This is a genomic window from Bacteroides stercorirosoris (assembly GCF_900142015.1).
Lineage (GTDB): Bacteria > Bacteroidota > Bacteroidia > Bacteroidales > Bacteroidaceae > Bacteroides > Bacteroides stercorirosoris.
Genome location: NZ_FQZN01000006.1, coordinates 204,163 through 228,527, shown reverse-complemented (window position 1 = coordinate 228,527; position 24,365 = coordinate 204,163). Strand labels below are relative to the sequence as shown.

At 43.3% G+C, this 24,365-nt stretch carries 18 protein-coding genes and 1 tRNA gene; 9 read left to right on the top strand and 10 right to left on the bottom strand.

The genetic code is table 11. The annotated features are described in order from the left end of the window. Positions 1-252: 252 nt before the first annotated feature. A complete protein-coding gene (gene recO / locus BUC01_RS06770) occupies positions 253-987 on the bottom strand; it encodes a DNA repair protein RecO (RefSeq protein ID WP_025832459.1) in 735 nt (244 codons plus the stop codon). A 285-nt stretch (positions 988-1,272) separates the two neighbouring features. Between recO and BUC01_RS06765 the strand changes: the two genes are divergently transcribed. From BUC01_RS06765 to gyrB, 3 genes are all read left to right on the top strand, one after another. After that, a tRNA-Glu gene (locus BUC01_RS06765) sits at positions 1,273-1,344 on the top strand. A 39-nt stretch (positions 1,345-1,383) separates the two neighbouring features. Beyond that, positions 1,384-1,638: a 30S ribosomal protein S20 gene (rpsT, locus tag BUC01_RS06760; protein ID WP_009129655.1), complete on the top strand. Its 255-nt coding sequence runs from the start codon at positions 1,384-1,386 to the stop codon at positions 1,636-1,638. A gap of 211 nt (positions 1,639-1,849) precedes the next feature. Beyond that, complete coding sequence (gene gyrB / locus BUC01_RS06755) at positions 1,850-3,811, top strand: DNA topoisomerase (ATP-hydrolyzing) subunit B (RefSeq protein ID WP_025832456.1); 1,962 nt, start codon at positions 1,850-1,852, stop codon at positions 3,809-3,811. A 182-nt stretch (positions 3,812-3,993) separates the two neighbouring features. Here gyrB and BUC01_RS06750 read toward each other — a convergent pair whose 3' ends face one another. Both BUC01_RS06750 and gpmI read right to left on the bottom strand, forming a co-directional pair. Continuing rightward, on the bottom strand, positions 3,994-4,575 hold the full coding sequence (locus BUC01_RS06750) for a DUF3109 family protein (RefSeq protein ID WP_025832455.1): 582 nt from the start codon (positions 4,573-4,575) through the stop codon (positions 3,994-3,996). A 70-nt stretch (positions 4,576-4,645) separates the two neighbouring features. Continuing rightward, positions 4,646-6,160: a 2,3-bisphosphoglycerate-independent phosphoglycerate mutase gene (gene gpmI / locus BUC01_RS06745; protein WP_025832453.1), complete on the bottom strand. Its 1,515-nt coding sequence runs from the start codon at positions 6,158-6,160 to the stop codon at positions 4,646-4,648. Positions 6,161-6,430: 270 nt separating this feature from the next. Here gpmI and BUC01_RS06740 point away from each other — a divergent pair, with 270 nt between their 5' ends. Continuing rightward, entirely contained in the window at positions 6,431-7,357 is a 927-nt protein-coding gene (locus BUC01_RS06740; protein ID WP_025832451.1) for a magnesium transporter CorA family protein, read from the top strand. Positions 7,358-7,363: 6 nt separating this feature from the next. Here BUC01_RS06740 and BUC01_RS06735 read toward each other — a convergent pair whose 3' ends face one another. The 6 genes from BUC01_RS06735 to BUC01_RS06710 all read right to left on the bottom strand — a co-directional run bounded on the left by BUC01_RS06735 (position 7,364) and on the right by BUC01_RS06710 (position 14,202). Then, positions 7,364-8,179, bottom strand: coding sequence for a hypothetical protein (locus tag BUC01_RS06735; protein WP_025832449.1), 816 nt, complete (start codon positions 8,177-8,179; stop codon positions 7,364-7,366). A 102-nt stretch (positions 8,180-8,281) separates the two neighbouring features. After that, positions 8,282-8,899: a hypothetical protein gene (locus BUC01_RS06730; RefSeq protein WP_073313082.1), complete on the bottom strand. Its 618-nt coding sequence runs from the start codon at positions 8,897-8,899 to the stop codon at positions 8,282-8,284. Between the two features lie 20 nt (positions 8,900-8,919). Further along, positions 8,920-10,110 (bottom strand): hypothetical protein, encoded by a 1,191-nt coding sequence (locus BUC01_RS06725; protein ID WP_025832446.1) that lies wholly within the window; start codon positions 10,108-10,110, stop codon positions 8,920-8,922. 17 nt (positions 10,111-10,127) lie between these two features. Beyond that, on the bottom strand, positions 10,128-12,668 hold the full coding sequence (locus BUC01_RS06720) for a BACON domain-containing protein (protein WP_025832444.1): 2,541 nt from the start codon (positions 12,666-12,668) through the stop codon (positions 10,128-10,130). An 18-nt stretch (positions 12,669-12,686) separates the two neighbouring features. Further along, entirely contained in the window at positions 12,687-13,550 is an 864-nt protein-coding gene (locus BUC01_RS06715; protein WP_025832442.1) for a DUF5683 domain-containing protein, read from the bottom strand. A gap of 4 nt (positions 13,551-13,554) precedes the next feature. After that, a complete protein-coding gene (locus tag BUC01_RS06710; protein ID WP_025832440.1) occupies positions 13,555-14,202 on the bottom strand; it encodes a hypothetical protein in 648 nt (215 codons plus the stop codon). Between the two features lie 267 nt (positions 14,203-14,469). Here BUC01_RS06710 and BUC01_RS06705 point away from each other — a divergent pair, with 267 nt between their 5' ends. After that, positions 14,470-14,853: a helix-turn-helix domain-containing protein gene (locus tag BUC01_RS06705; RefSeq protein ID WP_025832439.1), complete on the top strand. Its 384-nt coding sequence runs from the start codon at positions 14,470-14,472 to the stop codon at positions 14,851-14,853. A gap of 676 nt (positions 14,854-15,529) precedes the next feature. Continuing rightward, the gene (locus BUC01_RS06700; RefSeq protein WP_243462504.1) at positions 15,530-17,038 is read left to right on the top strand and encodes an outer membrane protein assembly factor BamB family protein; all 1,509 of its coding nucleotides are present in this window, start codon (positions 15,530-15,532) and stop codon (positions 17,036-17,038) included. Here the strand turns inward: BUC01_RS06700 and BUC01_RS06695 are convergent, their stop codons facing one another. After that, the gene (locus BUC01_RS06695; protein WP_073313080.1) at positions 17,039-17,644 is read right to left on the bottom strand and encodes a ribonuclease HII; all 606 of its coding nucleotides are present in this window, start codon (positions 17,642-17,644) and stop codon (positions 17,039-17,041) included. A gap of 96 nt (positions 17,645-17,740) precedes the next feature. Between BUC01_RS06695 and BUC01_RS06690 the strand changes: the two genes are divergently transcribed. From BUC01_RS06690 to BUC01_RS06680, 3 genes are all read left to right on the top strand, one after another. Continuing rightward, positions 17,741-19,363: a tetratricopeptide repeat protein gene (locus BUC01_RS06690; protein ID WP_073313079.1), complete on the top strand. Its 1,623-nt coding sequence runs from the start codon at positions 17,741-17,743 to the stop codon at positions 19,361-19,363. 218 nt (positions 19,364-19,581) lie between these two features. Next, positions 19,582-22,707 carry a SusC/RagA family TonB-linked outer membrane protein gene (locus tag BUC01_RS06685; RefSeq protein WP_139261820.1) on the top strand — a complete coding sequence of 1,042 codons (3,126 nt, stop codon included), beginning with the start codon at positions 19,582-19,584 and terminating at the stop codon, positions 22,705-22,707. Positions 22,708-22,730: 23 nt separating this feature from the next. Next, positions 22,731-24,251 (top strand): RagB/SusD family nutrient uptake outer membrane protein, encoded by a 1,521-nt coding sequence (locus BUC01_RS06680; RefSeq protein ID WP_025832437.1) that lies wholly within the window; start codon positions 22,731-22,733, stop codon positions 24,249-24,251. The last annotated feature ends 114 nt before the right edge of the window (positions 24,252-24,365 follow it).

The following is a 24,365-nucleotide window of genomic DNA, read 5'->3' as shown; positions in this document are numbered from 1 at the left end:
ACCTTGGAAGTAAACAATTTTAGGAATTAAATTATAGTGAGTAAACTTATTAAGTCATAACAACCGAAGTTGTCAACTAAAACCAGTACACATCATTCTCTTGACAGGAACGCAAGTTTCTCTTAATGGGAATTGCAGTTTCTCTTAATGGGAACAACAGTTTCTCCTAATAGGAACGAGAGTGTCTCTCAATGGGAACGAGAATGCCCGCCAACAGCGCACATCAATCCCTTATGATATGCCCCGCAGATATCAATCGACGTCAAAGAGTTCCTTTAATACTTCAAGAGACTTTAATACAGGAAAGTCCGGTAGGTGGAGGCGATAATATTCATTCATTATCGTAAGACAACGTGTACGCTCGACGCGGTTCATGGCAAAGAGGTGCATCGTCTCATAATTCATGCGCATCAACATTGTCAGCCGTGCCGCCTCCTCGGGTATTATGTATGAAGAATGGAGTTGCGGACGCAAAGGAGTGAAACAAGCATTCAGCAAGTCGAAATAATCGCCGTTCTGATAATCTTCCAGATTAGGATACAAGCCCAGAAAGCGGGAAAGACGCATCAGAAACACCAAATGGAAATTGGCAAAATTCTCACGGCACTCGTCCAGCCAGATAATGGAATGTTGCAGATAGGCGAACAACGGACGATTCTCCGCCTCCTCACGTACCGCGCGATAAAGAAACTCCGCCAGAAACAAAGCAATAGCCGACTTATACGGATCGTAAGGAATAGTAGAGAACGGATAGAAAGACTTTGCTTCCTTTATCTTATATAGAGTTGCATTCGGAGGAAAATCCGCCTCCATCTCCACCAAAGCCAACGGCTGAAACAATACAGATTTCACCGTAGCCTTACGCGAACGCGGTATCTTTACAACGAACGAAGCACGTCCGGCAACCTCCGTATAAATATCAGCAATAAGAGAGGTATCGTTATATTTCAGGGTGCGCAGCACAATCCCCAGCGTTTTCTGTAACATTCGCGTTTACGATTTTAGTTTCAATCCGGTAACAAAACTACGAAAAAAGACGGAAACAGCGAGAATAAAACAAGGAGAAATAAAAAAATACAGGTGAAAGAGCAAAAAAATGAAAGCACTTATTCCACTGATTTTCAAAGGGCAAGAAACATAGCCAATAAAAACAGCCATAAATTCCTTTATTTTTTTCTTATGATTATTTTGTCAATTCAAAAATAGTCCCTACATTTGCAACCGCAAACGAGAGATAATCTCTCTGCAAGAGCAGAAATGCTCACTAAGGATGGCCCGTTCGTCTATCGGTTAGGACGCAAGATTTTCATTCTTGAAAGGGGGGTTCGATTCCCCCACGGGCTACAATTAAAAAAATAAACGAATTAAAAAAGATTAGTCGAGATGGCAAATCACAAATCATCACTGAAAAGAATCAGACAAGAAGAGACAAGAAGACTTCACAACAGATATTATGGCAAAACCATGAGAAACGCTGTTAGAAAGCTTCGTTCTACAACCGACAAAGCAGAAGCTACTGCAATGTATCCGGGCGTAACTAAAATGCTGGACAAATTGGCTAAGACCAATGTAATCCACAAGAACAAGGCTAACAACTTAAAGTCTAAGTTGGCTCTCTACATTAATAAGCTGGGATAAGCTAATTAATATTACACAAAAGATATACCGGAAGGTTGGACTTTTCAGTCCAGCCTTTCTGCATTTCTACCCCTCTGCTCCGACCTGCTTCCGGAACCTTTCTGTAGAAGCTAAAAAGCTGTAAACGAATGAAATTTATAACTTGCTTTAGTTTCGTATCTCACGATTTTTCACTATATTTGCTCTGTTATTTGAATAAGGAAATTATATTATGACTGAAGAACAGATTAACTCCAATAACGGGAACTATTCAGCCGAAAACATCCAGGTTCTGGAAGGTTTGGAAGCCGTTAGAAAGCGTCCCGCGATGTATATTGGTGACATTAGTACAAAAGGACTTCACCACCTGGTTTATGAAGTTGTGGACAACTCTATCGACGAAGCGCTCGCCGGCTATTGCGACCACATTGAAGTAACAATCAACGAAGATAACTCCATCACTGTACAAGATAACGGCCGTGGTATTCCGGTTGATTTCCACGAAAAGGAACAAAAATCGGCACTGGAGGTTGTTATGACTGTACTACATGCCGGTGGTAAGTTTGACAAAGGTTCCTACAAAGTATCCGGCGGTCTTCATGGCGTTGGTGTATCTTGTGTGAACGCTCTGTCCACCCACATGACTACGCAAGTTTTCCGTAACGGAAAAATCTATCAGCAGGAATATGAATGTGGTCACCCGCAATATCCGGTAAAGGAAATCGGCACAAGTGAAATCACTGGTACACGCCAACAGTTCTGGCCGGACAGTACTATCTTCACGGAAACCGTTTACAACTACGAAATCCTCGCTTCCCGTATGCGCGAGTTGGCCTATCTGAATGCAGGCATCAAGATTACATTGACCGATCTTCGCATGAAAGACGAAGAAGGAAATGCCAAGATGGAAATGTTCTATTCAGAAGAAGGCTTGAAGGAATTCGTCCGCTACATCGACTCTTCCCGCGAACATCTGGTGAATGATGTAATCTACATCAACACAGAAAAGCAAGGTACGCCGGTGGAAGTAGCCATCATGTACAATACGTCTTATAGCGAAAATATCCACTCATACGTAAACAACATCAATACCATCGAAGGTGGTACGCACCTTGCAGGTTTCCGACGCGCACTGACCCGTACGTTAAAGAAATATGCCGAAGACAACAAGATGTTGGAGAAAGCCAAAGTGGAAATTGCAGGTGATGACTTCCGCGAAGGTCTGACTGCCGTTATTTCCATCAAGGTGGCTGAACCACAGTTTGAAGGACAGACCAAGACGAAGCTCGGAAACAGCGAAGTTATGGGAGCCGTAGACCAAGCCGTAGGTGAAGCACTGAACTACTACTTGGAGGAACATCCGAAAGAAGCGAAAATGGTAGTAGACAAAGTGATTTTGGCTGCGCAAGCACGTGTTGCCGCACGCAAGGCACGCGAGTCCGTGCAACGTAAATCACCGATGTCCGGTGGTGGTATGCCAGGTAAGCTGGCCGACTGCTCAAGTAAGGACCCGGAAGAATGTGAATTGTTCCTCGTCGAGGGTGACTCGGCAGGTGGTTCGGCAAAACAAGGCCGTGACCGTAGATTCCAGGCCATCCTGCCACTTCGCGGTAAGATTTTGAATGTGGAAAAAGCCATGTGGCACAAGGCATTCGAAAGCGATGAAGTAAACAACATCATCCAGGCGTTGGGAATACGCTTCGGTGTAGACGGAGAGGACAGCAAAGAAGCGAACATAGATAAGTTGCGTTACAAGAAGGTGATTATCATGACCGATGCCGACGTCGATGGTTCTCACATCGACACGTTGATTATGACGCTCTTCTTCCGCTACTTCCCGCAGGTAATCCGCAACGGATATCTGTATATCGCTACCCCGCCCCTCTACCTCTGCAAGAAAGGTAAAGTGGAAGAGTATTGCTGGACTGACCAACAGCGCCAGAAGTTTATCGACACCTATGGTGGCGGTTCGGAAAACGCCGTACATACGCAACGCTACAAAGGTTTGGGTGAAATGAACCCGGAACAGTTGTGGACAACGACCATGAATCCGGAAAACCGTATGCTGAAGCAGATAAGCATTGAGAATGCTGCCGAAGTAGACTATATCTTCTCTATGCTAATGGGTGAAGATGTCGGACCACGCCGCGAATTTATCGAGAAGAATGCAACGTATGCAAATATCGATGCATAAAAGAAATCAGTGATTAACGACTAACGATTAGTGATTAGTCACTGAATAACACGTTTTTATTAACCAACCTCACATCTTACAACGAAGAAGCGCCGGACGGACAGGAGAATCCTGTTGACCGGCGCTTTTCTTTTCGGCTCATGAGATGATTTCTTTCGCCTCATGGAACAAATTTCATTATCTTACAGCATATCCTGCTTCTTCATTTCCTCTGCCACCAGTTCCAGTTCGGCATACCAATCTTCACCAAACTTACGTATCAGCGGTTCTTTCAAGAATTTATATACCGGAAGGTCCTCCTTTCGCCCCAACAGTACAGCTGCCTTGCAAACATCCCACCGGTTATAATTCACCGCCTTATAAACTCCGTAATCCCCTATCCTTATCGGATATAAATGACAGGAAACAGGTTTATAGAAATCCGTCTTACCTTCCCGGTAAGCCTTCTCAATGGCACAATAACAACAGCCTTTCTCATCGTAACAAGTAAAGACGCAATCCTTATTATTAACAATAGAGGTCACCAGATCACCTTCGCAATCAGTATAAACCACCCCTTGTTTTTCTAATACGGCACGCGCCTCAGGCGAGAGTTCATCCCAAATCACCGGAAGCACTTCTTCCAGTTTGCCTATTTCATCCAATTCCACAGGAGCACCGGCATCCCCTTCAATGCAACAAGCACCTTTACAGGCACTCAAATCGCAGAGGAATTTCTCACGCAGCACATCAAAACTGACCACTACATCACCTATCTGTATCATTGCTCATTCAAAGATTAGAAAAGAGAAAGGCGGAGTTATCCCCCGCCTCTATCCATATGATTATACCCGTTTACTTAATCAAATCACACCCTGTCATATCAGCAGGCTGTTTCATGCCCAAAATGTGCAGGATAGAAGGAGCAACATCTGCCAAAACACCGTTCTCAACCTTGGCGTTCTTGTTCTCCGTCACATAAACAAACGGAACCGGATTCAGAGAGTGAGCAGTGTTCGGAGTGCCATCTTCATTCAGTGCATGATCGGCATTACCGTGGTCAGCGATGATGATTACTTCATAATCGTTGGCTTTGGCAGCTTCTACCGTATCTTTCACACATTCGTCGATAGCTTTTACAGCTTTCTCGATAGCGCTATAAATACCGGTATGTCCTACCATATCACCATTAGCGTAGTTCACAACAATGAAATCGAACTTCTGAGTGCCGATAGCTTCCACCAATTTATCTTTCACTTCGTAAGCACTCATCTCCGGCTTCAGGTCGTAAGTGGCTACTTTCGGAGACGGAACCAGGATGCGTTCTTCAGCATCGTATGGAGTTTCACGACCACCGTTAAAGAAGAAAGTTACGTGAGCATACTTTTCTGTTTCAGCAATGTGCAGTTGAGTCTTGCCTTGAGCTGCCAGATATTCTCCCAATGTATTCTGAACATTTTCCTTATCGAAAAGAATATGTACGCCTTTGAAAGATGCATCATACGGAGTCATGCAATAGTATTGCAAGCCCGGAATAATGTGCATGCCCTGTTCCGGCATATCTTGTTGAGTCAGCACTACGGTCAACTCTTTCGCACGGTCGTTGCGATAGTTGAAGAAGATAACTACATCACCTTCCTTAATGGTTCCGTCGAAGTTACCATTTACAATCGGCTTGATGAATTCGTCCGTCACGCCTTCGTCATAAGATTCCTGCATAGCCTGAACCATATCGGTAGCTACTTTACCTTCGCCGTTTACCAGCAAGTCATAAGCCACTTTCACGCGTTCCCAGCGTTTGTCACGATCCATTGCATAGAAACGACCTATGATAGAAGCAATCTTACCTGCTGACTTTTCACAATGTGCAGTCAGTTGTTCAATAAAGCCCTTACCGCTCTTCGGGTCGGTATCACGGCCATCCATGAAGCAATGAACAAAAGTATTATCCACACCATATTCTTTGGCAATATCGCAAAGCTTGAATAAGTGGTCGAATGAGCTATGTACACCACCGTTGGAAGTCAGTCCCATGAAGTGAACGTTCTTACCGTTTTCTTTGGCATAAGTGAAGGCGGAAACAATTCCCGGGTTCTTCAGAATGCTATTGTCGGCACATGCACGGTTGATTTTTACCAGGTCCTGATATACGATACGTCCGGCACCGATATTGAGATGTCCCACTTCCGAGTTACCCATCTGTCCGTCGGGCAAACCTACATTTTCACCGCTTGCCTGAAGCTGTGAGTGAGGATATGTTGCCAGCAGACTGTCCCAGTACGGAGTAGGTGTATTGAAAATCACGTCGTCTTTACCCTGATCGCCGACACCCCAGCCATCAAGAATCATTAAAAGGGCTTTCTTACTCATAATATTAATTGATTTTAATTGTACAATCCTTAACCTTAGGAAAAGTATTCTCTTTAGAGAAGAACGATTTTTCCGGGTGCAAAGGTACGAAAAAGCACGGTTAATGCGTACTCTTTCAAATGATTTATGTACTTTTGTCGCGTTTTAAAAACAAAAAAGAAGAAATATGGACGATTCAAACCCACGAACGTGCAATAGTATTTACAATTAAAGCGGACTGAGACGTTGCTCGCAATGCCTCTGTTCGCACTAAAGAAAGGAGGCAATAAGATGAGAACGTATCTTTATTGTGAGGCCGGCTTTGTGGAAAAGCCGCAATGGATGCCCAACAGCTGGGTAAACGTTGAATGCCCTGATGACAACGATTTCGATTTCCTTACCCAAGAGCTGAAAGTTCCCGAATCATTTCTGGAAGACATCGCCGATGCGGACGAACGCCCGCGCACGGAAACAGAGGGCAACTGGTTGCTCACCATCCTGCGTATCCCCATGCAGAGCAGTCAGCATGGCATCCCTTTTATCACCGTGCCCATCGGCATTATCACCAACAATGAGATTATTGTATCGGTATGCTACCATAAGACTGAGCTTGTCTCGGATTTCATCCAGCATACACGCCGCAAAGGTATCGTAGTGAACAACAAGCTGGACTTAATCTTGCGGATAATTTATTCGTCTGCCGTTTGGTTTCTGAAGTATCTGAAACAAATCAACAATGACGTCACCAGTGCGGAAAAAGAACTGGAAAAGAGCATCCGCAACGAAGACCTGCTTCGCCTGATGAAGTTGCAGAAGACTCTTGTCTACTTCAATACTTCCATCCGTGGGAACGAAGTGATGATTGGTCGTCTGAAGAATATCTTCCAAGATACCAACTATCTGGATATGGAGTTACTGGAGGATGTTATTATCGAGCTGAAACAGGCATACAACACTGTGAATATCTACAGCGACATCCTTACGGGCACGATGGATGCTTTCGCTTCCATCATTTCCAATAACGTCAATGCCATCATGAAGCGTATGACAAGTCTTTCCATCACGCTCATGATACCGACACTGATAGCCAGTTTCTATGGCATGAATGTGGATATTCACCTGGAAGGTTTTCCGTATGCGTTCATATTTATCATCCTGATTTCCGCCATTCTGTCGGCAGGAACATTTATCTGGTTCAGGAAGATTAAGTGGTTCTAAAGACTATTACCGCATTTGTTTTTGCATTGAAGATGGGGTAGTTACGGTTTCGTGACTATCATCATCTTCAATTTCTATTTCCACATCTTCTTTCTCCTCTTCTTCATTCTTGACAAGACGGGGCCGGTTTTTCCAAGAGAGAGGCGTCACCATGACCGAAGGTTTAGCTGCCGAAGGTTTCATAAAACTGTCCATCCAGGAATCATCCGCATCGTCTACATTCTTCCTATTAGCAGCCGCTGAAGCTTGAGGTCCAGAAGTTTGGGATATAGAAGAGGCTTGTACCGGTTGGTTCGGAGCGTTCAACAGGAAAGCATACGCATTTTTCGTATCCTTCAGAGCGTTCGATGTTTTGAAGAATGTGACAAGATTCATGATTACCAGAAAGAAAGAAGCAATGGGCGCGAAAGCTATGATAAGTGCTAACCTGACCAAGAGTTGCATAATCGGATAGAAAAGGCTGTCAATTATATCAGAGCTGACGACCCGAGTTTCCCTTGAAGATTTTGTAGACTTAAAGGCTGAAGGGATGCCACCGATACCTGCATATATCCACGCATTCATAACGTCACCGGTAGACTGCCAGATAAAAAAGCCCAATATCATAAAAGCCAATACAAAGATACATTTAACCAGAGCCCACACTTTCCGTCTCCCCAAAGTGGATATTTCCTCTTCTGCCGCTTTCAGATTACAGTCATGACACAGAGGTTTACCGTCATAAGAATATACAGAACTATTCAGACAGTTCTGGCACAACCCCACTCCACAAGATGCACAGGTCGCAACGGCATAATCGTTTAAATGTTTGTAGCAATTCATAGCAGTGTCTTTCTTTGTGTACAAAGATATACAAAGAAAGACACTTTACCTACTTAAAATCATAAATAAAAAGAGTAATTACAATTGAAGTCGAATACAAACCTATTCTGACACTCTTTTTGGCACTCCTATTCCTCCGGGAATATGTGTCCATCGCTTGCTATCTGGCTCATAATACATCGCAATCCGGAATTTAGAAGGCATAGTTACCTCATCCACACCAATTTTGTGATATTCAAGATATCTTTTAAAGACAGAACTTAATGATTTTGGATCAACACCTGCTTCAAATGTAACAGTATAAGGTACATATTTCACCCCTTTTCCTGTAGTGTATCCTTCATCAATATTCTCTATTTTCAACACATTTGTCACTATCACACTATATTGGTAAATTTCAACAGAAGTAATACCACCATTTCTAGCCGTATAGCCATTATTTTTGACTTTTGCATCATTAGCATATTCGGGATTTATTGTATATACCCCATCAGGCATCTTTTTTAGGATATCGGCAGCAAGCCACTCTTTATATTTCTCCTCAAATTTACGTGGTGTATCATTATACTCATAAAAAAAGAACCTGGTACTTTTACCAATAATATATCCACGAGCATCCAATGCTTTTGTCACATCAGCAACTGTGGCCTCCGGTGTACAACCAGTTAAACTCAACAGAAGACCACACGCTATACTGATAGTCAATAATACTGTTCTCATTATTTCATTATATAATTTGATTATTTCTCACTCCATGTTCCATCGTTATTTTTCCCATACCATTTGCCATCGTTTCCGTGTCCATAATCGTCCACATCAACACTATGCCCATGTTGATCCTTTAAAGAAGTTGAAGAACCAAAGGTTACGGAATGTTTTATATTCCTGCCATGCACCAATCCTGCTACGAGAAGCGCTACCCCGGCCCCGATAGTCATCACAATGAGCAAAGCCCAAAAAACTAAAGAAACAAAATATACAGTAATCATTATTGTACTCATGGCTATAATGGTACAAAAACACAAATGAATCACCATGTCCGGATAATAATGAATCTTAATTGCACCATGAACATACAACCCTATCTGCATTATCATTGTCGCTAAATAAACGAAGACAGGAATATCTATAAATTCAGGAAAAAAAGCACCGACAGCAAGAACTATTGGAATAAATAAAATGGTACAAATATGATGGATTTTTACTCCCCACCAAACCACGGGAACGGTCACCGATTCATCCATATATATATAGAACTGCAACACAACAAGTCCCGCATAAAGGCAAAAATTTAAAATAGTCAATAACCATCCTGTCGTATCAGGCTCACAAAACCATGTTGGGTCAGTAGTTGTCATACAATACACAATCTCACAAACACACACTGCCAGTATACCACACATTACCATCCATCTTTTACCCCAAAGAGTCAAAATGAAAGTCAAACCGATGCAGCCCAATATTCCCCATATCCAACCTTTATTGTATGGAGTCCGCTCTAAACCATTCCACCAGTTGATAAAATTAGCCGTCAATGTGTTTTGACCTGCAATAGAATCATTATAACGTTCCATAGCATTTCGTTGTTTCTTGTCCGAAAAGACCTTCTTAAAATCATCGCAATCCACATATCCGTCCTGACCTTCATACTTGATATTGAACTGGTATTTAACACTCTCCCCACACAACTGCCGACTGCCATAAGGCTTTATTGTGTCGCCCACATAGACTCTTCCTATCACATTGTCAGCTCCTGAATAAATATTCGTATTCCTACTTGCCACATACCAATATTCTGTTTCTTCTCCGAACACAAAGTCTTCCGCTTTCTTTATTTTACTATAGCCACAGGACGCAAAAGACATAACCACAAAAGCAATTACGGCTAAATGGACGATGCTATACACCAGCAACAATTCTTTCTTTTTCATAGTAATCTTTACCGTTATTAGTTTTGTTTTTCCGCCTCGTATATTTCCCGTACTTCGCTCCCACTCAAAACGCGCGTATCATAAACACGAAGATTATCAATGTTCATCGATACGGCATTCAATGTTGTCGTCGAGTTCCGCTTCATTGCACCGCCAAACTGGAATTTGACGCCATACCCATAATCAGCCTGACTTGAATTACCCTGACTGTAAGGATTACAGTATTCCGTAGACACCCCCACATACTCGCCATCAATATAAAGCTTACTCGTTACTGTCGCATCCGAATTATTTGGGAAATCAGAAGTCAAAGTAATCATGTGCCAATCATCATCCAGCGTTGAATGCTCAAAAGGAGTAGATTTATCATAAGACGGGTATCCGTTATAGTACTTGGTTACAGTAAACTTCAACTGGCCATTCACCATCGAAAGGCAGAAATTATTCTCATTAGTACTCTTAACTGAATGGAATATATGTCCATCCGAAAGCCCCTTTGCCCAGAAAGATACAGAGAATTTATATTTGTCAACTAATCCCTCAGGGATGCTGATATAGCTTTCACTGGTACGGCTGAAACTGATAGCCTGGCTTCCATCCTTACTATTCGATACATAAGTGGGAGAGTTTATAGCAGAAGCTGTTAAAGTCTTCTCTGTTACACTCTTCGTATTTCCCTCAAAAGTGTAATAAACATATAGCCCGTTAGCCACTACTTTGGAGGCATCTTTCTTCTCAACAATCATTGTCAATGGAATTTCTTTATCGCCAAGATCCGTCTGCACCACAACCGTACAACTATAATCACCAACAGTCAGACCATTCCTGTTTATCCTCACTTCGACGTTCTCTGTCGCAGAAGCAGCCACCGTACCGGAGTTCTTGCTAAAAGACACCCAAGCTACATTTTCTTTTGTAGACAACTGATAAGATGTAGCCCCGTTATAAGAGCTGACAGAAAAAGATGCCTTATCATTCACTCCAATTGTCAGCGACTGCGGATTCACCTCAAAACGACGTTGCGGTTTCTCCTCGGCACTGACCGTAATTTCTTCCGAAGCCCCGGCGGCATTTACTTTGATGATAGTCCCCACTTGCCCTTTCACCTTAGAACGGTCCAAGGACACTGTTACGGTAGCAGACTTGCCCATACCCAAAGCACCCTCAACCGGAGATACTGTAATCCAATCTGCATTGACTCCGGAAACATTCCAGTCCAGCGTTCCCGTATTTCCGACATTCTTGACAGTAAAGGTTGAAGAATTAGTATCCTGTCCAAAGTCTATTGCTTTCGGAGTTACTTCCAGTTTTTTATCCGATTCTTTCACTTTCATCGTAACAGGTATTTCCAAATCCTTCAGGTCAGAACGTACTATTAAAGTGCAGCTATAATCTCCTGCCTGCAATCCTTCTCTCGAAACTGACAATTCCACCGTTTCCTTCATTGCAGGATTGGCGGCATCATATTGCGGAATGCTCCCATTCATTTTCGACAGTTTCAACCAATCGGCATCACTTTCCTTTATTATCAGCAAATAAGACGTAGCCCCATAATATGAACGCAAAGTCAAAGTGGATTTTTCCTGTTCTCCCAAAGCCACAGTTGCAGGATCAACTTCTATGCGGCGTTCCAACTTCTCATCGGCAGATACTTCAAGAGGCAGCGATTCACCATCTGCATTAATCAATATCGAAGTCTTTACATGATCTTTCACCTTAGCCCGGTCTAACGTAATCTTTACAGCACTGGATTTTCCCTGTTCTGTCTCACCCTTCATGGGAGTAATGGAAGCAATCCAGTCGACATCCAGTCCAGTAATGTTCCAACTAACATTTCCGCTATTACCGATATTCTTAACGTCAAATGTCAAGACAGATTCATCCGTTCCGAAATCCAACTTCGAGGGAGTGATTTCGATTTTCGATGTTTTCTTTTCCACTTCGGCCGTAATCTTCAATGATACGGATTCCTTATCGGCATTTACAATAATCGTCAGTTCTTTATTCTCCGTCAGCTTTTCGCGTAACAAAGAAACTTGTACGGCACAGCTCTTACCAGCTTCCAACGCTCCACTTGCAGGATTCACTTCCAGCCAGTCCACCTTATCAAGACCTGATATATTCCAATTAAATTTCGCAGTACCTTTATTAAAGATATCAAAAGAAAGAGAAGTATTATTCTTTCCGAAATTCAAAGTGGAGGCACTCAGCTCTATTTTTGCATCTTTCTTCACAGGAGCCAGCGTAATATCCCCCATCGCATTTTTAGCCGTAACGACACTGATACTTTTCGTATTGGTGACATAATCAGCTTTTTTTGCTTCAACCTGATATTGTCCCGGTTCCAGATTCAGAAACTCATAAGTACCATCACTACCCGTCGTCCGGGAGATGCCACCGGGAGTCAGCGTCACTGTTGCTCCTTGCAAGACTTCTCCGCTTTGCGCATCCGTCACTTTACCATATATAGAACCTGTTAAATCTTCCTCATCCTTGGCGCAGGAAAGCATCAGAAGTAACATCAACAAATACAAACATTTATTATTTAAAGATTTCATCTACTCAGATTTATTTAGTTAAAAATGAAAAGTCAAAGCCAACCCATTGCATTCGGTACCCACGACCGGAGTCATTGACAGGTATTTACTTCCCGATTGTATACGTCCGCGTTTCGCACCATTGGCAACGGCAGCATCCACCAGATTATAAATATAAAGAGCCGCCGCCGCACCAATGCATACATTGCGCCCTGTTTCCCAATTATCCGCTTTTGAGTTATAGGTTTTTGCATGTTTAGGTTGCTCCTTCATCTTTTTCACATAAGAGGCACGGGTATTTTCACATAGCACTATGGCAGCCGCTAAAGCTGCCTCACCGCCCAAAATAGAAAGTCCCTTTGCCGTACTTCCTTTATATAGCTGGCCTACACCGGGAATTAAGGAATACAACAACCCACGAGCTCCATATTTTTTTGTGAAAGCAACTTCCTGGAAGCGTACCTTGTCTGCATTATTTGCCACCTCAAACAGTACCCAGCAATTATACAAACCGTTTCTATCTTTCTCCCAATAAATATCAATTTGCGTAAAAGCCGTTCTAAAATTTTCAAAATCAAGATTATACGTATAGTTATGCTCTATATTCTCCGTATAAACATGATTTCGGCTTTCCGCCTTTATCTTCTCGATAGCCGTACCTTTGACAGATACCCCATGCATACTTGCCAAATCTCCCACCAAAGTCAAGACTGCGTTTCCACAAGCATCGGACAACGTTCCGCCCTCTCCTTGCACCACCTTAAAGTAATAGCTGCTATCATGATTTTTAGGAAAATTCCCATTCTTCCAACGTGGTGCAATCTTATCCGATTTGTCAGATTGGGCAGCCTGAACATTTATGCCACATAAGCATAGCAACAGGAATCCAAATATAATTTTCATGCCGTCACTCCGTTATTTGTGTCACTTTATCATTAATGAAGTCGGAAATCTGTTTCGCATATTCCTGCTTCAGTTTGGATTCTTCCAAAGCGGCATCCAAAGCTTTCTTTCTTATGTCCAAAGCCTTATCTTCATCCACCAGGAAAATAATCTGATACTCTTTAGCACCGTTCACCTCTTTATATATACTATAGCTTTCCGTCAAGGTTCCTTTATTGATCAATGTGCCAAGCACCCTTTCATAGGCTCCATAAAAACGGTCCAGTTCACCGGTTTCCGAATCTGCGGTAGCGACGTCGGAAGCTGTACGCCCCTTGATATAAGAACTCGCTAAATTAGCATACGTCACAATCGCATTGTTGTACGCAGCCTGACGGCAGACATTAGTGCGCATACAGCCGGATGATGTACCCACCAACTGTGTACAATTGCCATTCTGCAATTTGTCATAGTGTTGTAGCAAAACAACCTCAAAGGACCTTGAAGTTGCATCCAATTTCCAGCCATCTTTTTTGTACTCTTTGAGTTTGCTCTTATACTCTTTCTTCAGAGCTTTCTCTAACTCTTTGTTTTGTGCATTTCCATTTTGAGGCATCACGCACAATAATACAATTGCCCAAATGACAACCCAGGGTTTCATTGTAAGTTTCATAATTTTTAAAAAATTTAAAGCAGTAACATTGTCACTGTTTCATGTTTGTTACTTAATTTATCAATCTCTCTTAAACAAAAAAAATCTATTCGCGTTATGTAATCAAATGGGCAGAGACGAACCAACTGCATTCTATCGGCTTAACTGGTACTGGTATGAGTGTTTTTGTTTCTTTGCAAAGATAAGCACGGATTAACATTGATTATATCCACGATATTTGCTACATTTGCCCGATAAATGAAGAATATTCCCCTAATTTTTACGACCATGGAGACAGACTTGAAGAAATTTGTAGGACAACGATTGCAATTGCTCCGTTTGGAAAAGAATCTGACACAAGAGCAAATGGGTGAAAAGCTCAGTTTATCTACCAGTGCATATTGTAAGATAGAGTATGGAGAAACAGACTTAACCTTGACAAGGTTAAATAAGATTGCAGAAGTATTGAATATGTCGGCACTTGATTTATTCAGAAAAATAGACGGAAATTCATACATCAACAATTCAAGTACCATCGGAACCAGTATTGGAGTTGCCAGAGACTTGAAGATAGAATCGCCTGTAGATCTTCGTGAATTGATAAAAGCCAATAGCAAAATGATAGATATGCTGTGCAGAAGAATCGAAATGTTAGAAAATAAACTCCAGTAAACATCCCGGCTACTTGGAGTTTATATCTTCATTTCATATCAAATTTGCTTCGTCTTAAACCTTTTCAGCCAAAAGCAGCCATCACTCCTCACTCTGCTTTACCGCTCCGTTTTTATTTAATCTCGTTTACTTTCATCTTTCATCACCTCCCTGTTTATCGGCTTTCCCGCTGAAACCACTGACTGAAAGACAGGAAATACTTTCATTACAGAGCACACGGAAAAGAAAAAGCCTGTACAAAAAGAACAAACGGACACGGGCACTTAAGAAAAATGATAGAGCATTTTTGCAAGATACTTATATGCATAAGACGGTCAATAAGCAATATTACAAGCGACCGACTCCAATCGTTCGATCGAACAACTTCAGTCATTCAATCGAACAACAACAGTCGTTCGCACGAACGACTCCAGTCGGTCACTTGTAAACTGCCACTATGACTACAAGCAGAAGGCTATACAAGCCGAAAGATAAAGCACTCCTTCATACTTCATACCTCATGCTTTCTGCTTCATGCTTTCTGCAATGCACACTTTAGTAAGCGAAGTTTCACCTGCAATGCCCATATTCCGTTCCTTCTACCTAAAAGTTCCGCAAATAATATGTATGTTTGCGCCAAACTAAGTCAATGAACATGAAAATACACAGGATTCTAACGCTTGTATGCCTGGCTCTCATGGCATCAGTATCTTACGCGCAATCCGAAACCATCGTTGTAGGAAAGAAAACGGACGGGACGGAACTGAAAGCGCAGTGCTACACTTTTCCGCAACGGGTAGAAACTTTTTCCATGAGTAGCAAGGGAGATTATCTCTGCATCAGTTTCAGGGAAACGACCAAAAGCGGCAAGTATCTGAAAAACAAAGGAGAAATAGGTTTTTATGATACCAAGAGTAGTCAGTTGCTATGGAAACAGCCGATTGACTTCAGCAAATCACGCATCACCTGTCTCTCGGAAGGAGTATTGATAACCGAAATCGGCAGTAAGATATCATTGCTCAGCAAAGAGACAGGGGCAAAGAGATGGGAAGCTGACTTATTCCCGGTATATGTGGACGACTCATTGAACCTGGCATTGGGCTACAATTCCCCCACATCCAACAAGCTCCGAGCCGTCAGCCTGAAGTTTGGCAATGTCCTGTGGGAAAACAAGATGCCCCATCAATATGGCTGGAATGAAGTTCTCGACCTCGAACAGAACAAACGGCTGATTGTGGCTGACGCATTGCATAAACTGGATTTCATGACCGGAGAGTTTTTCACTTATCCGGGCAAGCCGGGAGCACACGACACGAAAGCGGCATTGCTGCAAGGACTTGTAGCCGTGGCCGGGGCAGCAGTCGGTGTGGCAGCCGGTGGTGGCGGGTATTACTACGTTCCTGTTGCCAACAATACAATCACGGGACTGACTTCCAACATCCTGTCACAGGACTCACTTTATTACTGGGCAGACCGCCAACAGATTTCCTGTTTGGACACCGCTTTCAATGTTGTGTGGCAAAAGGAATTTCCGGATGTAAAGGCTTCCCGTTCACAACTGTTCATGCAAGACGGCAAGTTGTTCATGCTTAACTACGGTTACGGTTTACGCGAAGGAGCAAGCCGCAGGAAATACGGACGCCCGTTTATCACCTGCTATAATCCACAGAACGGGGAAGAGATATTCTTCAATCAGTTGAGCGTCAGGAAAGATATGATTGAGGATGCTTTGCGGACAGACAATGCATTGTATATGCTGTTTGACGATGGGATGGCTTATCAGGAACTGACGGATTCGGCAGTAAACATAGTGCCGTGGGATACCAAGCAATATGGCAAACTGGAAGCAATATTGCCCGGCACATTGTACGCTGCCAATAAAGATACAACGGCTTTCCAGTCGCTTGCTTTTGATGGAGAACATTGTCTGGTGTACAATGATCAGGGAATTATTTACGAAGTGGATAAAGATTTGAATATCAGCAACACCTATGAACGGGAGCGCATTTATGTCCCCAGCATTCATCTGAAAGATTATTTGTGTATCGGCAATCGTGGAGACTACTGGTTTATCCACGAGATGGGAATGCCTGTGGCTCATCTGGAAACGGATTTCAAAAAGGGGCAGGTAATTGACAACAAACTGCTGCTATTAACCGACAAGAACCAGTTCCTGTTTATTGACCTGGACGAGGCGATAAAATAATTATCCGAAGTCGAGTGCCAACTGCCCGTCGCCCAGCAGATTGAATGTCATGCGGTGATAGGGAGTAGTGCCGTGTTCGGCAATGGCGGCACGGTGCTTCTTGGTGGGATAGCCTTTGTTATGGTTCCAGTCATAATAAGGGTATTCTTCGTGCAGGCGGTTCATATAGTCGTCACGGTAGGTTTTGGCAAGAATGGAGGCGGCAGCGATAGACAGATATTTGCCGTCACCCTTGACTACCGTTGTATGCGGCAGGTCCTGATATTTCTTGAAGCGGTTGCCGTCAATCAGAAGATGCTGCGGACGCATCTTCAACTGGTCCACCGCGCGATGCATGGCAAGGAACGAGGCATTCAGGATATTTATCTTGTCAATCTCTTCGGGAGATACGATGCCGACAGCCCAGGCAAGCGCTTCTTTCTCAATCACCTCACGCAAGGCATAACGCTGGTGCTCCGTTAACTGCTTGGAATCATTCAGTAATTCGTTCTTGAAATCTTTGGGAAGAATCACGGCAGCGGCATACACAGCTCCTGCCAGACAACCACGGCCAGCCTCATCACAACCGGCTTCTATCAAATCTTTATTCAAATAAGGCAATAGCATACAGCATTAATTTAGAGGCACAAAGATAAATCTTTTTGAAAGCAAACCGGACTTTTTAAAGGAAAATAATTACATTTGCAAAAATAAGACTATATCATGAAGAAAGCTCTGTATCTAATACTTGCAGTTCTCCCGCTAACTGTAACTCCTTTACAAGCCCAAGATATAAACCAAGCCAAGACTTTAGTTGAACAAGCTCAAAATGCTCTGTTCAGTAATCCGAAACAGGCTTCTTACTATGCGGCACAAGCTGCCGCTCTATTTCCCGAAGACCAGCCTAATGAGATTTGTACACAAGCCATGATTCTTCACAGTCAGGCAGAACAGCTACTGGGTAACTTCGACTTAAGCATCAAAAATTTATATGACACACAGAGATATATCAACCCTGCAAACAAACGGCAAACAGCTCAACTCTATTCCCTCATGGGGCGCGTATACAGCAAGTTGGGCGATTATAACAAAGGCATCGAACTAAATGACAAAGCCACTTCCATTTTCAAATCCTTAGGGGATTCGGCTTCGGTGGCCGGATGCTATAATGAGCGCGGAGTCATGCACTATCTACTTGATGAATTTGTGGTAGCTGAAAAATTTCTTCAACGGGCACTGACAATCAACCGTGCCCAACGAAACTTAAAGGAAATAGCTACCAATCTGAATAATCTGTGCCTATATCAGGGAGATACGGAAAAGAAACTCTCCCTTATTCAAGAAGCAATTGCCATCAACAAGAATCTGGATGCCCAATGGTCACTGGGTGAAAACTATAACAATATGGGCAAACAGTATTATTTCGGCGAACAATACTCCAAAGCCCTGGAAGCTTTGCAGAAAGCCTATGAATATGCCCGTAACATTGGTGCCAAAGAGCTGATCTGCGATAATTATGAATATTCATCGTGGGTATATGCCGCCATAGGTGACTATAAACAGGCTTACACCCGCCTCAGCCAGATGTATGCTTTGAGTAAAGAGCTGCAAAGCAGCAACAAGCTGCGCAACATTGAGCAGGAAATCTCTTATAAAAGATATCAAGACCAGAAATATGCTACTGAGATGCAGGAGCAAACCTATAAGATTGAACTACTGAAACGTAATTTATGGTTTTTGGGTAGCGTGCTCGTGCTTGGATTAGCTTTCAGCATCTTCTTATATAAATGGTATAAACGCAGAAAAGGCCTTCAACTGATAGAGGCCCGTTACCAACTGGAGTTGTCGCAACGCGAGTTATCCGAACTGAAACTGCACCAACAAGAGTTGGAACTACAGAATATACAGAATGCACTGGACAGTAGCCAGCAAGAAGTAACCAGCTTCGCCGTCTTCCTGAGAAGCCGCAACGAATTGCTGGACAAAATACGCGAAATGATTAAGGAAGGGTATAAAATGGATAATCAAGCACTTATCCCCCACCTGAAAAAAGTGAATGCCTATATCAGTCAATACCAAAGCGGAGACAAGACCAATAATGCGTTACTGCTGAATATCGAAGACAAGAGTAAAGAATTCATTGAAAGGCTCACAAAAGAACATCCCAACTTGACACAAGGAGAAAAATATCTGGCAACCATGCTGCGCGTCAATCTTTCAACGAAAGAAATTTCCATGATTAGCGGGAATAGTCCTAAAACAATTAATATGAATCGCTACAGATTACGTAAGGCTTTGAACTTACCAACAGAAAAAGACCTGGTGGAATACTTGCAAAACTACTAAAACACCCATTAGCACAAACTGCTTGTTTGTAGATATACCACCCCGCAATATAGCACTATATTACAAGCATTTACGATTATCTTTGTAGATCAAAAAGCCTGTAATTCCACCCCCTTTGTAGATATTTTACAGACCGTTCTTTATAGGAATACTTTTAATTATATCCTTTTCTTTGCCATGTGAGAAACAAATGTTATTAACCTTAAAAACTATCACACATGGGTAAAATTAAAAAGTATTCCTTAATACAAAGAGCCGCTTTGTTGGCCTTGCTCTTTGTATGTTTGGTACCGCTAAGTTCTTTAGCACAAACCATCCAATTAACCGGTACAGTAACCGACACCAAAGGAGAAACTCTCATTGGCGCCAGTGTTTTGGAAAAAGGTACAACCAATGGTTGCATTACCGACATCGACGGTAACTTTGCACTGACTGTTGCTCCTAATGCGACAATGGTAATCTCTTATGTGGGCTATGTCGCTCAAGAGATTCCTCTGAACGGACAAAAAGTATTGAAAGTAACTCTGAAAGATGATACTGAAATGCTGGATGAAGTTGTGGTAATCGGTTATGGTACAATGAAGAAAAGTGATATGACCGGAGCTATTTCTTCAGTGAAAGCGGAAGATCTGATGAAGCGTGCCACCACCAGCGCAACCGAAGCACTGCAAGGTAAAATTGCCGGTGTAAGTGTATTGAAATCGGGAGGTAATGCAGGTGCAAGCATTTCTGTAAAAATCCGTGGTATCAAGACTATGGGTGACAACGAGCCACTTTACATCATCGACGGGTATCCTGGTGACATCAACACCATCAATCCGCAGGATATCGAATCCATGGAAATCCTAAAAGATGGTGCTGCTGCTGCTATCTACGGTTCTGTGGCCGCCAATGGTGTAGTTATCGTTTCTACCAAGAACGGAAAGGAAGGAGAACTGAAAGTTTCCTTCAATACGTATATGACGGTCAACTCAGTAGCCAAGAAATTCGACATGCTCAATGCAGACGGTTACTTGAAAGTGCACAACATGATGTACGAAAATGCAGGAACAAACAAGCCCGCTTATCTTACATACAAGAACGGACAGAACCCTACCGGTGCCGATACAAACTGGCAGGATGAAATGCTCCGTATCGGTATCGCACAGAACTATTATGTAAACCTCATCGGAGGCTCCGGGATTGCCAAATATTCACTTTCTTATGGCCATGCCGATGAGAAGGGTATCTTTAAGGGTAACTCTTACATCCAAGACAATGCCCGTCTGAAACTGAATGCACACAAATATATCTTTGATTTCGATGCGAGCTTGAACTTCAAGGTCACACAAAGCAAACAACCCCAGTATTCCTTGAAAGAAATGTATTCCATTTCTCCGCTGGTACCCGTTTACGACGAAAACCAGACATACGGATATGGTCTGACCGACATGTCGGTAGACGGGACAAAGATGGAATTCCCGACCAACCGTAATGTCATGGCAGACGACCATTACAAAGACAGAAAATATACGGGTTATGACATCACCGGCAACATTGGCTTGACCATGAAGTTCGCCCCGTGGCTTACATTCAAAACAAGCTACACATACGACGGCTACTACTACAACGACCGTTATCATCGTGCCAAGTACGAAGCCAATGCACAAGAGCCAAGTCTTTATCCTTATAACTACGAGTATAACTCATACTATCGCAAGCAAACATTCGAGAATGTATTGACATTCATGAAGGACTTCGGCAAGCATTCTGTTACTGCCATGATAGGTAGCTCCATTATCTCCGCCCATCAGGATAAAAGTTCTGTCAGCGTAGAAGGAAAGAAAACCAAATATGACGTAGTAGGCGGAAGCCTGAGTTCCAGTGAAGTTCCCGGCGGCTTCTTCGACCCGACATCTCCCACTATTGATGCAGGTATCGGTGGTACATTTGCCGGTACGGGTACTTTCTACGACTACAACCGCGCTTCCTTCTTCGGACGCTTCAACTATTCATACGCCAGCCGTTATTTGCTGCAGGTGACAGTACGTTCCGACGGTTCTTCCAAGTTCGGTAAAAACAACCGTTGGGGTACCTTCCCTTCCGTAGCAGTGGGATGGAGACTCAGTGAGGAAGATTTTTTCCCTAAAAGCACCCCTATCAGCAACTTGAAGTTCCGCGCCAGCTGGGGACGCCTGGGTAGCGAGAGTGCACTGGGCTACTACTATGCGCCGACAATGAGTAACAGCAACACCCAATGGATGAGCTATATCCAAGGCGGTAATCCTTGGGCCGGCATGTCCAACCTCTATCTGGTAAACGACGATTTGCGTTGGGAAACTACTGATACCAAGAATATCGGCTTCGACTTCGGTCTTTTCAACAATAAGCTGAGCGGTAGCCTTAACTACTATTACAACACTACGGAAGACTTGCTGATTGAAAAAGTCATACCGCCTTCTGCAGGTATCTACAATCCTACTGTCAACGTAGGAAAAATGGTAAACAAAGGTTTCGAGCTTGAATTGAACTATGGAGACAACATCAACGGTTTCGACTATAACATCGGCTTCAACCTTTCTACCATCCACAACGAAATGTTGAAGGCAGACCCGAACCAGGTACTTTATGGTTCTGCATGGAAGGGCGACGGTCACTTCGTAACCCAAACACTGAAAGGTTATCCAGTAGCCAGCTTCTGGCTATACCAGACCGACGGTATGTTCCAGACAGATGCAGAAGCTGCTGCTTACGTAAACAGTGTAGGCGAACGTCTCCAGCCGAAGGCCAAAGCCGGTGATATCCGCTTCAAGGATGTAGACGGCAACGGAAGCATCGACTCTGGCGACAAGGTATATTCCGGTTCTGGTATTCCCAAGGTAGAAGCCAACTTGTCATTCAGCGGTTCCTATAAGAACTTTGACCTTTCCTTCCAGTTCGGCAGCGCGTGGGGACACAAACTCTACAACATAAACCGTCTGTATTATGAAGGAATGGACGCCGGTAGAAACTACTTTACAAGCACCATGAATGCATGGACACCGCAAAACGCAGGAACAAGCATGCCGAGAGCCGTACTGGGTGACCCGAACGAAAATGCCCGTGAATCCGATCGCTTCCTCGAAAACGGTAACTTCGTCCGCCTTCGCCAGTTGCAGTTAGGATACAGCTTGTCCAAAGCTTTGGCAAAGAAAATGTATCTTGAAAAATGCCGCCTCTATGTCAGTGGAGAAAACCTCTTTACCATCACCAAATATTCCGGTATCGACCCTGAATTCTCTTCAAGCATTCTGAACACCGGTGTAGACTCCTTTGTATATCCGTTCACCCGCTCATTTGTAGTAGGTCTGCAAGTTACATTCTAATCACCATTAAAAACAAGAAGACAATGAAAAAAATTATATATCTAGCCTCTTTCTTATGCACCGCCTTACTGGCAGGATGCGACGATTTCCTAACGACAGAGTCTCCCGACTTTTCTACAGACAAATATTGGAGAGATAAAGCCGACGTAGAGGCAGGTCTATCAGCAGTATATGGCCAACTGGATAACCGTACTGGCTCTTACACGGTTGCAGAAGTCAAGTTTGTTGTGGAAACCTTCCGTAGTGATGAAATGGTAAAAGGCCAGGACGTCAACAACTATCCGGAATGGGCTGCATTGTACGGATACACCTACAACAATGAGAACTCCAGTATCAAAGCATACTGGATGAACAATTACAATGGTATCAACTATGCCAACAACGTATTATACGGTATCGACAAAGTACAGACCAGCGGTGAGAAAATGAGTGCCGATGACGAGAACCATCTCACGGGCGAAGCTCTGTTCCTGCGTGCCTACTATCATTTCAAACTGATTATGAGCTGGGAGAAAATCATTATCCGCAACGAATATCTGACCGGAGAATCCCAGACTCACAAGGCATTGTCTACCAGAACGGAAGCATGGGACTTTATCTGTACTGAACTGGACAAAGCAGGCAGCATGCTGCCACAAGACCGCCCTTCTTCCGAAGCGGGACGTGTAACCAAAGGAGCAGCCTACTCTTATCTGGGATGGGCCTACTTGACCCGTGCTTATGAAGAAAGTGACAAAAAGGCCGAATACCTGGGACTGGCAGAAGCCGCCTTCAACAAAGTGACCGGCTACGAACTGGAGTCCGACTACGGAAGCATGTTCGATGGGACCAACAAGAATTGCAAAGAGTCCATTCTGGAACTTCAGTTTACCAACAGTACGGCCGACGGTACTTTCCACAAGCACGTACTCCATTTCTGGGTAGCTCCGGGCAGCATGTCCGGTTGGGACGAAATCCGTGTCAGCGACATGATGTACAACGAATTTCTGAAAGAAGGACGCATTGCCGAAAGCAACATGTACGATGCCCGTGCCTATGGCTCCATGATGTTTGATGATCCGTATTACTACGAAGGCGAGCATATCCTAGGGTACAATTACGATGACATCTACGATGAGAATTCCGCCACCCGATATAACTACCGTAAATACATGCCTTCAACTTGGAGCGACTACGCACAAAACTACGTAGGAACCAACATGCCACTGATGCGTTATGCCAATGTATTGCTGATGAAAGCTGAAGTCTACAATGAACAAGGTCATCCAGAAAAAGCCATTCCATTGATTAACGAAGTACGTAGCGTGCACGGCAAGCTTCCTGCCATGACCGGAAGTGACCAAGCTGCTGTTAAAACGCAGATTGAGCATGAACGTCTGGTGGAATTCACACTGGAAAACTCACGTTTCTATGACCTCCGTCGTTGGGGCAAATTAGATGAGGCTATGAATGCCGACGGTAGAACCGGATTCAATTCTGCATCGCATTCATTCCTGCCTATTCCGTTAATGGAAATCCAAACAAATAATGAGATATCAGAATAATTCTTTTTCTCTTATATAATCTTCAAGGCGGAATTTGCTTCCGGCAGTGCCGCCTTGAATATCTTAAATGTTTTATCTTTGCACATGCAAAAGACAGATATATACTCATAATCC